This window comes from Paenibacillus nitricinens (assembly GCF_052056485.1).
Taxonomy (GTDB): Bacteria; Bacillota; Bacilli; order Paenibacillales; family Paenibacillaceae; genus Paenibacillus_AQ; species Paenibacillus_AQ nitricinens.
The window spans coordinates 3687504-3699950 of sequence record NZ_CP183948.1 but is presented as its reverse complement, the minus strand read 5'-3'; the positions used below and the strand labels follow the sequence as shown (position 1 = coordinate 3699950).

The 12447-nt window shown below is 42.7% G+C and carries 10 protein-coding genes and 1 pseudogene; 9 read left to right on the top strand and 2 right to left on the bottom strand.

Features of this window, described 5'->3' with window-relative positions:
- Positions 1 to 89: 89 nt before the first annotated feature.
- Positions 90 to 731 (bottom strand): thiamine diphosphokinase, encoded by a 642-nt coding sequence (locus tag ACN6KS_RS16330; RefSeq protein ID WP_094872938.1) that lies wholly within the window; start codon positions 729 to 731, stop codon positions 90 to 92.
- Between the two features lie 162 nt (positions 732 to 893).
- On the opposite strand from ACN6KS_RS16330, the gene ACN6KS_RS16325 reads away from it, so the two are divergent.
- Complete coding sequence (locus tag ACN6KS_RS16325; protein WP_094877464.1) at positions 894 to 1358, top strand: low molecular weight protein-tyrosine-phosphatase; 465 nt, start codon at positions 894 to 896, stop codon at positions 1356 to 1358.
- A gap of 136 nt (positions 1359 to 1494) precedes the next feature.
- Here the strand turns inward: ACN6KS_RS16325 and ACN6KS_RS16320 are convergent, their stop codons facing one another.
- Positions 1495 to 2226 carry an alpha/beta hydrolase gene (locus tag ACN6KS_RS16320; protein WP_280787560.1) on the bottom strand — a complete coding sequence of 244 codons (732 nt, stop codon included), beginning with the start codon at positions 2224 to 2226 and terminating at the stop codon, positions 1495 to 1497.
- 265 nt (positions 2227 to 2491) lie between these two features.
- Here ACN6KS_RS16320 and pdhA point away from each other — a divergent pair, with 265 nt between their 5' ends.
- The 8 genes and pseudogenes from pdhA (at position 2492) to ACN6KS_RS16280 (ending at position 12202) form a co-directional block, all read left to right on the top strand.
- The gene (pdhA, locus tag ACN6KS_RS16315) at positions 2492 to 3559 is read left to right on the top strand and encodes a pyruvate dehydrogenase (acetyl-transferring) E1 component subunit alpha (protein WP_042188812.1); all 1068 of its coding nucleotides are present in this window, start codon (positions 2492 to 2494) and stop codon (positions 3557 to 3559) included.
- Positions 3560 to 3574: 15 nt separating this feature from the next.
- The gene (locus ACN6KS_RS16310; RefSeq protein ID WP_094872934.1) at positions 3575 to 4552 is read left to right on the top strand and encodes an alpha-ketoacid dehydrogenase subunit beta; all 978 of its coding nucleotides are present in this window, start codon (positions 3575 to 3577) and stop codon (positions 4550 to 4552) included.
- A 103-nt stretch (positions 4553 to 4655) separates the two neighbouring features.
- The gene (locus ACN6KS_RS16305; RefSeq protein WP_280787559.1) at positions 4656 to 6302 is read left to right on the top strand and encodes a 2-oxo acid dehydrogenase subunit E2; all 1647 of its coding nucleotides are present in this window, start codon (positions 4656 to 4658) and stop codon (positions 6300 to 6302) included.
- A 2-nt stretch (positions 6303 to 6304) separates the two neighbouring features.
- Positions 6305 to 7717, top strand: a complete 1413-nt coding sequence (lpdA, locus tag ACN6KS_RS16300) for a dihydrolipoyl dehydrogenase (protein ID WP_094872930.1) — start codon at positions 6305 to 6307, stop codon at positions 7715 to 7717.
- Positions 7718 to 7895: 178 nt separating this feature from the next.
- A pseudogene (locus ACN6KS_RS16295) lies at positions 7896 to 8851 on the top strand (S66 family peptidase).
- Positions 8852 to 8958: 107 nt separating this feature from the next.
- On the top strand, positions 8959 to 9939 hold the full coding sequence (locus ACN6KS_RS16290; RefSeq protein ID WP_094872926.1) for a thymidylate synthase: 981 nt from the start codon (positions 8959 to 8961) through the stop codon (positions 9937 to 9939).
- Between the two features lie 53 nt (positions 9940 to 9992).
- On the top strand, positions 9993 to 10484 hold the full coding sequence (locus tag ACN6KS_RS16285) for a dihydrofolate reductase (protein WP_440960053.1): 492 nt from the start codon (positions 9993 to 9995) through the stop codon (positions 10482 to 10484).
- 230 nt (positions 10485 to 10714) lie between these two features.
- On the top strand, positions 10715 to 12202 hold the full coding sequence (locus tag ACN6KS_RS16280) for a glutamate synthase subunit beta (protein WP_094872922.1): 1488 nt from the start codon (positions 10715 to 10717) through the stop codon (positions 12200 to 12202).
- Positions 12203 to 12447 lie beyond the last annotated feature (245 nt).

The following is a 12447-nucleotide window of genomic DNA, read 5'->3' as shown; positions in this document are numbered from 1 at the left end:
GGCTTTTTCGAATTTGAGATAAAAGTTACAATGATGTTTCTAAACTATAAAAAAGTAGCATTTTTACGGTAATCATGTTCCCTATGTATCTAGTCTTTACTCTGAATGATCAGCAGCAATCCACTTCGAATGTTAACCGTTCCTGAGGACGAAATCAGTTTGTTACTCACACCAAGTGATTGTCCAAGCTTCAGGGTAGCGTCAGTTAATGGATATTGAAACCCTTCTAAGGTAATACCTGATACTTCTGGGGTTAAAGGCAGTAAAGAAACGTACGTGTAGCCTAAATCGTTGATCACTACCTTGGAACCTGTAAGGGTTATATAGTTATGAGTGTCCATGACGTAGCAGTTGATTTGACGTTGCAGAGCTCTTGTCATCATTTGAATGCTAGCCAGGGAATGGTCAATACGAGTACCGGTAACACCTAATAGTAGAATCGACTCCGGTTGCAGATCCATCGCAATATCGAGCGCCATCTCGCTATCTGTCAAATCCTTGTTCACGGCATCACAGGTAATGGTCTTCTTACTTTTCTTTTCAATATTTTGAAGTGCCTCAGGTGAAACAGAATCAAAATCACCTACTGCTATATCTGGTGTATATCCGTGCGAAATGAGAAACAATGCTCCTTCATCCGCACCGATAATAAAATCATCTTCATCTAATAGATCGAAATAATCAGGAGATAATGCTCCACCGGCAAAAATAACGACTCGTTTGGATGACATAACATCCATTCCTCCTCTTAAACCTCTTGTTGAGTATCCTGTCCAGTATAATGCAGATCGAAAGGTTGCACAATTGACCTCGAGAACGCTAAAATGATAGTGTGCGATCTTTTGAGTATAAATTCACATATAATTAGGTTTAACAACTGGGAGGTGAACGAAATCGTAAGCGTACTGTTTGTATGTCTGGGTAATATTTGTCGGTCACCAATGGCAGAGGCTGTTCTGCGGCATAAGATTAATGAACGAGAACTATCTGATAAGATTCTTGTAGACTCAGCGGGAACTGGAGATTGGCATATTGGCAAGGAACCACATGAAGGAACAAGACATATTCTTGATCAGCACAGCATCAGCTATGAGAATATGATGGCGCGTCTAGTTAGCAGCGAAGACTTCCAAAAGTTTGATTACATCGTCTGCATGGACAAGTCTAATGGAGAGAATGTTCGAAAGGTTTCAGGCGGGGAAGACGCCAAACTAATGTTCTTCATGGATTTATTGCCTGAGGAGGAACTGCGCGAAGTGCCCGATCCTTACTATACAGGTAATTTTGAGCAGGTATATGACTTGATTAACGCGGGCTGTGACATCTTGCTGGAAAGAATGATAAGAGAAAAGCTGTAACCTCTTTGGATTACAGCTCTCTTTGTATGTTTTATATTGTAAATCGAGTAAAGTTGCTGGATTATACTGTAAGCGCCATCAAGTAATCTACATACTGTTCTTTAGATGTTCACTATTTACAACTATCAATAGGTCTTTATGTGTTTAAAAAATAGAGTAGAGATTCTGGGAGTTCTTTCTGCCAGAAGCCCCAGAGATGGCGTCCGTCTTTCTCTCGGTAGGATACGGTTGCTCCACGTGATTCAAGCAATGTTTTTGTTTCTCGATTCATCTGAACAAAATCATAAATACCAGTATCCGTTTTGTAGTCGGTCTCCTGCAGACCAACGACCATATTAATGTTGAGCCAGGATAGATCCACTTCCTCAGCCAGCATGTCGCGGGATTCAGGATAGAATGCACCTGAAAGGCTGATGATACGGGTAAAGATCGCTGGATAAGCAAGGGCAAGATGGAGTGATACACTGCCCCCAAGGGAGTCGCCAGCTAAGATACGTTCGTCCGGCGTACGGCGTACAGGATATTTTTGTTCAATGAAGGGAATAATCTCTTCGGAAAAGCAAGATAAGTACTGTTTGAATCGGTTGCCAAAAGGAGCATATTCTTGGGTTCGCACCGCGACGTCTACTTCGACACCAACAATGATGAAGGGCTCCACGTCTTCTTCTATTATAAGACGTCCAGCAAGTGTAGCAATGCGGCCAAAGTTAAAGAATTCTTCTCCGTCTTGGCAGTACACCACTGGGTAGCTTAAAACTTCGTTGTAGCCGGGAGGGAGGTAGATGCGTAACTTGCGTTCCTCCTGCAGATGTTCACTCCAAAGCGTTTCTTTTACAATTGTGCGTTTCAGAAAAACAGAATCGCTCATAGTTGCCACGTCACCTTTCTTGTCGAATTTTGCAATACACACGGATTTGCTCTAAAATGAATAGCTGAGTAACTGTGTGATTAATCATTTACTTGTTCCAAAAGCTTTAAACTGTTATATAAAAATAAATCACCTGTTATACATACAAAATTTAAAGGAATATAAATTTTATAAGTATTTCTTTGACGAAAGTAACCAAACAGGTGTATAATAATATTATAACAGAGGCAGCTGATATTCAAATTTTTTTATTGAGGTGAAGATAATGAGTAAAGTTCCTTATGAAGTGTATACAGAGGACGTCGAGGCTCTAACGGTACTTTCCCCGGATGGAGAAATTATCAACAAGGATAAAATGCCTGATTTAACCGACGATCAACTGAAAGAAATTATGTATCGTATGGTATTTACCCGTACTTGGGATGATCGTGCAGTAAATCTTGGCCGTCAAGGCCGTCTTGGTTTCTACGCACCGGTATCCGGTCAAGAAGCTACTATGATTGGTAGCGAGTACGCTTTGGAGAAAGAAGACTTCTTATGCCCAGGCTACCGTGATATTCCGCAGCTAGTATGGCACGGACTTCCATTGTACCAAGCATTCTTATATTCCCGTGGACACCAGCATGGTGGAGCGATTCCTGATGGCGTTAATGTATTGATGCCACAAATCATCATCGGCGCGCAAATCCTGCACGCTACAGGAATTGCAATGGGCTTTAAATTGAAAAAACAAAAGAGTGTTGCAATTACTTACACTGGTGATGGCGGTTCTTCAGAAGGCGACTTCTATGAAGGCTTGAACTTTGCTGGTCGCTTTAAACTGCCTGTTATCTTCTTTGTTCAAAACAATGGTTATGCGATTACGACTCCGTTCGCAAAACAAACAGCTTCCAAGTCGATCGCTCACAAAGCGGTTGCAGCTGGTATTCCAGGGATTAAAGTTGACGGCATGGACATCTTTGCAGTAATCAGTGCTGTTCGTGACGCTGCTGAGCGTGCACGTAATGGCGAAGGTGCTACATTGATCGAAGCTGTAACTTACCGTTTCCGTCCACACTCCCTTTCTGACGATGCAAGTAAATATCGTTCGAAAGAAGAAGAGGGACAATGGAGTGAAAAGGATCCAATCAACCGTCTTGCCAAGTATTTGGAGAAGAAAGGTCTTTGGACTGAAGAAGATACGCTGCGCGTGAAAGATGAAGCGAAAGCTACAGTTAACGAGCAGATCAAAAAAGCTGAACAAACCGAAAAAATGACAATACCTGGCTTGATCGACAGCATGTTCGAAGTAACACCTAAACATCTGGAAGAGCAAAAAGCCGATTTTGAATAAGGGGGATATCAGGCAATGGCACAAATGAATATGAAAGAAGCGATTCGCGACGCGATGCGCGTTGAACTGAATCGTGACCCTAACGTTCTTATCTTCGGAGAGGATGTTGGTAATGTAGGTGGCGTTTTCCGTGTAACAGAAGGTCTGCAAAAAGAATTTGGCGAAGATCGTATTTTTGATACTCCACTAGCTGAGTCCGCTATCGGTGGTCTGGCATTTGGTCTTGGTGTACAAGGCTTCCGCCCGATTGCTGAAATTCAATTCGTAGGTTTTATCTTTGAAGCACTGGATCAGATCGTTGTTCAAGCGGCACGTCTGCGCTGGCGTTCTGGCGGTAAATATAATGCTCCAATCGTATTCCGTACTCCTTTTGGTGGCGGGGTTAAAGCTGCTGAACTTCACACAGATTCACTTGAAGGTTTGATTGCGCAAAGCCCGGGTATTAAAGTAGTAATTCCTTCAAACCCATATGATGCTAAGGGACTTCTAATCGCGTCTATCCGCGACAATGACCCTGTATTCTTCATGGAGCATTTGAACCTTTACCATGCTTTCCGTGCTGAAGTACCAGAAGGTGAATACACTGTTGAACTTGGCAAAGCAAACGTAGTGCGTGAAGGTACAGACGTATCGATCATTACTTACGGGCTGATGGTACATACAGCTACCAAAGCAGCCGAGCAACTCGAAAAAGAAGGCGTTAACGTTGAAATTATCGACCTTCGTACTGTAAGTCCAATCGACATCGACACTATCGTAGCGTCTGTGAAGAAGACTAATCGTGCAATCGTAGTACAAGAAGCTCAAAAGAGCTCCGGTGTGGCTGCTGAAGTTATTGCACAAATCAACGAAAAAGCTCTGCTGCACTTGGAAGCACCGGTTCTGCGTATCGCAGGTCCTGACACCGTGTATCCATTCGCACAAATTGAAGATACATGGCTTCCAAACCCTGCGCGTATTATTGCAGGCGTGAAGAAAGTTTTGGATTTCTAAAATATTTCCTATGAGAAACGGTTGTCATCCTTTAGGGATGACAACGTCGTTTCTTCTTCTCTAATCATAAGGTCAGTCCCAATTTCACAAGGAGGTTTTCAAAGTGGCAAAGTTTGAATACCGATTCCCTGAACTAGGTGAAGGTTTGCATGAAGGTGAAATCATCAAAATGCATATCAAAGCCGGTGACAAGGTAACGGATGATGATATCGTAATGGAAGTTCAAAATGACAAGGCGGTAGTTGAGGTGCCTTGTCCAGTGAACGGTACTGTGTTGGAAGTTTTGACTAAAGATGGTCAAGTATGCCGTGTTGGCGAAGTTGTAGCGATTATCGAAGCTGAGGGCGACGTTCCTGAGCAAGAAGGTCATGCTGCTGAAGAAGCTCCGGCTCCAACTCCAGCTGCTGCTCCTGCATCTTCGAATGCTAAATCAGCAAATTTTGAGTATCGTTTCCCAGAACTAGGTGAAGGTCTGCATGAAGGTGAAATCATCAAAATGCATATCAAAGCCGGTGACAAAGTAACCGATGATGATATCATCATGGAAGTTCAAAATGACAAGGCTGTTGTTGAAGTTCCTTGTCCAGTGAATGGTACTGTGTTGGAAGTTCTGACTAAAGATGGTCAAGTATGCCGCGTTGGCGATGTTGTAGCTATCATTGCAGCAGAAGGTGACGTTCCTGAACAAGCAGGTCATGCCTCTGCTGAAGCCGATGCAGCACAAGGAAGTGCAAATACTACTTCTTCCCCTGCAGCAACTAGCCCATCTGATGCTAAACAAGGCGGGTCTGCAAGTGTAACACCAGCTCCTGACCGCGATGTATTGGCTACACCAAGCGTTCGCAAATTTGCTCGTGAGCAAAAAGTCGATATTTCCAAAGTGAACGGAACTGGAAAAGGCGGCAAAATCACACGTGAAGATGTAGAAGCATTCTTGAAGGGTGGTTCAGCACCTGCTGCAGCACCGGCAGTAGCGGCTACTGAAGCTCCTAAGGCTGCTAAGACCGAAGCTAAAGCAACATCTGCAGCAGCAAGCGGTAATGTAAGTCTTGAAGAAGAACGTGTACCATACAAGGGCATTCGTAAAGCGATCGCTAACGCAATGGTTAAATCTGCTTACACTGCACCACACGTTACCATTATGGACGAAGTAGATGTTACTGAACTGGTAGCATTCCGTACACGTATGAAACCTATCGCTGAGAAAAAAGGCGTTAAGGTTACTTACCTTCCGTTCATTGTTAAAGCTTTGGTTGCGGCTTCCCGTCAATTCCCAGCGCTCAACGCTATGATTGATGAAGAAGCAGGCGAAATCGTCTACAAGAAATACTACAATATCGGTATCGCTACTGATACTCCTAACGGTCTGATCGTTCCAGTTATCAAAGACGCTGATCGTAAGAGCATTTGGATGATCGCTAGCAGCATCACTGACCTTGCTGTTCGTGGTCGTGACGGTAAATTGTCTGCTAACGAAATGAAGGGTAGCACGATCTCCATCAGTAACATTGGTTCTGCTGGCGGCATGTTCTTTACTCCAATCATTAACTTCCCTGAAGTGGCTATCCTCGGAACTGGCCGTATCAGTGAAAAAGCAGTTGTGAAAAATGGTGAAATCGTAGTTGCTCCTGTAATGGCGTTGTCACTCAGCTTTGACCACCGTATTATCGATGGTGCGACTGCTCAAAACTTTATGAACTACATTAAATCGCTGCTCAATAATCCTGAGCTGCTGGTTATGGAGGTATAATTATGGTAGTAGGAGACGCTTCTCTAGATATTGACACATTGGTCATTGGTGCAGGTCCTGGTGGGTATGTAGCGGCAATTCGTGCCGCTCAGCTCGGCCAAAAAGTCCTCATCGTGGATAAATCGGAACTCGGCGGTGTATGTTTGAACCGCGGATGTATCCCTTCTAAAGCACTGATTGCAGCAGCACATCAGTTCGAATCTGCTAAGCATGGTGAAGTTTTCGGTGTTACAGCTGAGAACGTTAAAGTGGATTTTGCCAAAACTCAAGAGTTCAAAAACGGCGTTGTTAAGAAAATGACTAGCGGCGTGACTAGCTTGATGAAGGGTAACAAAATTGAAGTATTTAACGGCGAATGCATGTTTATCAGCGACACAGAAGCACGTGTGTTCAATGATCATGAATCCCCACGTTATCGCTTCAAACACTGTATCATTGCTACAGGTTCCCGTCCGATTGAATTGAAACCTTTCCCATTCGGTGGACGCATTTTGTCTTCGACTGAAGCTCTGGAACTTCCAGAAATTCCGAAGAGCATGATCGTAATCGGTGGTGGATACATCGGCGCTGAACTTGGCCAAATGTACTCCAAATTCGGTACTAAAGTAACCATCATTGAAGGTTTGGATACTGTACTTCCAGGCTTCGATAAAGATATGACTCGTTTGGTTGCGAAGAACATGGCTAAAACTGGCATCGAAATCGTAACTAACGCTAAAGCTGAAAGTGCTGTACAGAACGACAAGGAAGTTACTGTGAAGTATTCTGTTGGTGGCGAATCCAAAGAAGTAACTGCGGATTACTTGCTTGTTACTGTAGGCCGTCGTCCTAACACTGACGGTGAACTTGGACTAGACCTGATTGGTCTTGAGCTCGAAGAGCGTGGATTGATCAAAGTCGATCACCAAGGTCGCACTAGCATTCCTAACATCTTCGCTATCGGCGACGTTGTTCCAGGTCTGGCGTTGGCTCACAAAGCTTCTTATGAAGGTAAGATTGCCGCAGAAGCGATTGCAGGACTTACATCTGTTGTTGACTACAAAGTCATCCCAGCAGTTGTGTTTACAGATCCTGAGTGCTCAAGCGTTGGTTTGACTGAGAAAGAAGCGAAAGACAAAGGCTACAAAGTGAAAGCTGGTAAGTTCCCATTTGCAGGGAATGGCCGTGCCGTATCTTTGAACAGCCCAGAAGGTTTCATCAAAATTGTTGCTAACTCCGAGAACAATCTTGTGCTTGGTGCACAAATCGTTGGTATCGAAGCTTCTAACTTGATCGCTGAACTTGGTTTGGCTATCGAAATGGGCGCAACACTTGAAGATATCGCTTTGACTATTCATGCGCATCCAACCCTTGGCGAAATCGTCATGGAAGCTGCTGAATTGGTTGAAGGTCACCCTATTCACGTAATGAAATAATTTCTTTACCCAATTGCTCTAGCAGGCACTGAAAGGCGGAACGCATTTGCGTTTCGCCTTTTTGAGTTTTCCACTTTTTTTGAAAATAGATATAATGGAAGGAGATGAAACAAATTGATCGAATACTCTATAAAATCATTCATCCGTATTTTAAAAACTTATATAGGGAGGACAAATGATGAAACCCAATAAGTTAAAGCCTGGTGATGAGTTGCGGATCATCTCACCCGCCAGAAGTCTGTCATTAATCGCTGCTGAACAAAGGAAAATTGCCAAAGAACAGCTGCAAAAATTAGGTTTTCGGATATCATTTTCCGTAAATTCCTTTGAGAAGGATGATTTTGTCTCCTCATCGATCGATTCTAGAATAGAGGATTTGCACGAAGCTTTTTTAGATCCGAATGTTAAAGGGATTCTTACGACCATTGGAGGCTTTAATAGCAATCAGCTGCTACGTTATATCGACTATTCCCTCATTGCTGAGCATCCTAAACGATTATGCGGGTATTCGGATATTACGGCTTTAAGTAATGCGATCTATGCTAAAACAGGATTAGTTACATATTCCGGACCACATTTTTCGACAATGAATATACAACCGAATATTTCCGTAAGCTGATGATGGACAACAAAGAAATAGTGGTGAGGCCTTCGAAGCATTGGAGTGATGATGAGTGGTATCTGGATCAGGAGAACCGTGTATTTATCAGAAATGAGGGCCCATTCATTATCAATGATGGAGAAGCAAAGGGGACAATTATCGGTGGGAACCTTTGTACATTAAATCTTTTGCAGGGAACGGAGTATATGCCAAGTTTAAAAAATTCGATATTATTTCTAGAGGATGATTATGAATCATCGCCTGCAACGTTTGATAGGGATTTACAATCGCTGATTCATCAACCGGATTTTCAGCATGTTAAAGGATTGGTTATTGGCAGATTCCAACAAGGATCACGCATGACTAAAGAACTGTTGATCAAAATCATAACTTCGAAAGAAGAGCTATCAGACATTCCTGTCATTGCAGACGTGGACTTTGGACATACATCCCCTATGATTACTTTCCCTGTAGGTGGACAAGCCTCACTTCGTGCTTATGGGGTTAGAGTAGAGTTAAGGATATCGGAGTAGTGAACTCCCCAGATTATTAAATAAATTTAAAAAATATCTTACCTTCTACAAAAATCGGATTTTTCAGATATAATATATGAGGTGAAATATTACGGAGGTGCAGTAAATTGAATAATGAGTTAGAACAAACCTATTTGAATTTTTTACAATATATTTTAGATCATGGTGTAAAAAAAGAAGATCGTACCGGAACAGGTACAATTAGTGTATTTGGTTATCAAATGCGATTTGATTTATCCAAAGGCTTCCCATTATTTACAACAAAACGGACACCGTTCCGTTTAATCGCAAGTGAATTATTATGGTTTATTAAAGGCGACACAAACATCCGTTATTTATTGAAAAATAATAATCATATTTGGGATGAATGGGCTTTCAAAAGATGGGTTGAATCAGACGAATATGCAGGTCCAGATATGACGGATTTCGGGAATCGTTGTTTAATTGATGAAGAATTCAATCAAGTTTATCAAGCAGAGATGAAAGCATTTTGTGATCGTGTCTTAGAAGATGATGCGTTCGCAGCGAAGCATGGTGACCTAGGGAATGTTTATGGTAAGCAGTGGCGAAATTGGACATCTTCTACGGGTGAATCCATTGACCAATTACAAGATGTAATTCATCAGATCAAAACAAATCCTGATTCTCGTCGTTTAATTGTAAGCGCATGGAACCCGGAAGATGTTATAAATGCTGGGGCAAAAGGAAGTAAAGCAGCGTTACCCCCTTGCCACGTTATGTTCCAGTTCTATGTTGCCAATGGTAAATTAAGCTGTCACTTGCTGCAGCGCAGCGCTGATTCTTTTCTTGGCGCTAACTTCAATATCCCGTCTTACTCATTACTTACACATTTAATAGCACATGAGTGTGGTCTAGAAGTAGGTGAGTTTGTATATAGCATTAGTGATGCACATATCTATTCAAACCATGTTGATCAAGTAAAAGAGCAATTATCAAGAGACTTAAGACCATTGCCTACATTGGTCATTCATTCAAATCAGAAATCACTTTTTGATATCGAGCTGGAAGACCTTATCATTGAAGGGTACAACCCGCATCCTTCGATAAAAGCGCCGATCGCAGTCTAACCTCATGTTTATAAAACAGGATTTGTAAATGAATGTAGAGAGGGGTGTGTTTTATGAGTATTACTTTTATATGGGCTATGGGCACCAATCATGTCATTGGTAAAGATAATGATATGCCTTGGCATTTACCGCTGGATTTCGCTTATTTCAAAGCGGAAACACTGGGGAAGAGAATGCTTATGGGCCGCAAAACGTGGGATTCACTCGGAGGGAAGCCTCTAAAGGGCAGAACAAGCTTAATTATGACTAGAGATACTGGTTATTCTCCTGAAGGTGCAGAGGTTGTACACACGCTTGAGGAAGCTCTCAGCGAGGGTAGAAAAGGCGATGAGCTGATGGTGATCGGCGGTGCGGAAATTTATAAGCTGATGTTGCCATATGCTGACAAGCTGATGTTAACACAAATTGAACAGGATTTTGAAGGGAATACCCGGTTTCCTGATATTGACTGGAGTCTGTGGAAAGAGGTTTCAAATAAGAAGGGAATTCGTGATGAAAAGAATCCGTATGATTACCGTTTTCTTGTTTATGAACGTACGGAATAGCAATAAAACGTTTTCTCTGACATAACATGTGAAATAGTACAAAAAATCAGTAGATTAATCCATTACTGTGCAAAAGTAATGAGTGCTACTATAATTAAAATTAGAAATGATAATCTACAGGTATAGAATGTGCAGGTACTTCATTGCGCTGCTCACAACCATAAGAAGCCGCAATATGCTACAATGTACTATACTTCAACACGAAGAGAACGGATGGGGGAAACGTAAACATGTCTACACCTACAGGTTTTATGGAGTATAAACGGCAGCTCCCAGGTGATCGGGATCCTGAACAGCGGGTAAAAGACTGGGAGGAGTTCCACCATCATTTATCCGAGGACGAGCTTCAGACACAAGGAGCGCGCTGCATGGATTGCGGAACGCCTTATTGTCATACAGGAATTGATATGGCTGGTGGAACCTCGGGTTGTCCAGTTCATAATCTAATTCCCGAGTGGAATAATTTGGTGTACCGCGGACTCTGGAAAGAAGCACTGGAACGTCTGCATAAGACGAATAATTTCCCTGAGTTTACTGGAAGCATTTGTCCTGCCCCTTGCGAAGGCTCTTGCACAGTGGGTCTAATTGGACAGCCGGTGACCATTAAGACCATTGAGCTAGCTATTATTGATAAGGGCTTTGAAGAAGGCTGGGTTGTACCTAATCCTCCAGAGAAACGTACAGGCAAAAAGATTGCAATCGTAGGTTCTGGACCTGCTGGACTAGCAGCAGCAGCTCAACTAAATAAGGCTGGACATACTGTAACTGTATTTGAACGCAGTGACCGCATCGGCGGACTGCTGACATATGGCATTCCCACTATGAAACTCGATAAGAGAGTTGTACAACGTCGTGTAGATTTATTAGCTGCAGAGGGCATTAATTTTGTGGTGAATACAGAGATTGGTAAGGATATTCCTGCTCAACAGCTAGTGGATGAGTATGATGCGGTTGTTCTGTGTGGTGGGGCTACAAAGGCACGTCGGTTTAACGTTGAAGGCAGTGAGCTTAAGGGTGTTATGTACGCCATGGATTATTTAAATGGTACAATTAAGAGCTATCTAAATTCCAATCTTGAAGATGGCAACTATGTATCTGCAGAAGGTAAAGACGTGATCGTCTTGGGTGGCGGTGATACTGGTTCTGACTGTGTTGCTACAGCACTTCGTCATGGCTGCAGCAGCATCACTCAATTTGGTACACATGAAAAAGCACCTCTTCAGCGTGATCCGATTGCTAATCCATGGCCTCAATTCCCGAATGTATACAGCCTGGATTACGCGCAAGAAGAAGCTAAAGCCATTTTTGGAGATGATCCGCGTGAATTTTCTATCATGACTACTAAATTTGTTGGGGATGAAGAGGGCAACTTGAAAGAGCTTCACACCGTACAGATCCGCCGGATCGTGGATGAGACAGGTCGTAAGATCTATCAACCTGTTCCAGGCACTGAAGCTGTATATCCTGCTCAACTCGCTCTGATTGCCATTGGTTTTGATGGTCCTGAACAAGATATTATTCAACAGCTTGATCTTGAAACAGATCGTCGTTCCAATGTGAAAGCACGTTATGGTAAATTCAATACGAACATAGATAAAGTATTTGCTGCTGGCGATATGCGCCGTGGTCAAAGCTTGGTCGTTTGGGCCATCAATGAAGGACGCGAAGCTGCGCGTGAAGTGGATAAATACTTGATGGGTTCAACTGTTCTTGTTTAGGAATTAGGATTTAATACAATATTTAAATGATAAAAGCATTGACCAAGGATCTACGATTCAAAAAGCGTTAGAACAGAGAGGGAACCCACCGGGTGAAAGGTTCCTCGAACACGTGTGAATGGTATCCTGCCTTGGTAGCTGTAGCGGTAGTATTTTCTTACCCGCTGCCGGAATCGACCGTTATCCGATTTGAGAATTGCCATATTCAAAAGAATTGTATGTTGAGCTGGCAGTTGAATAAGGGT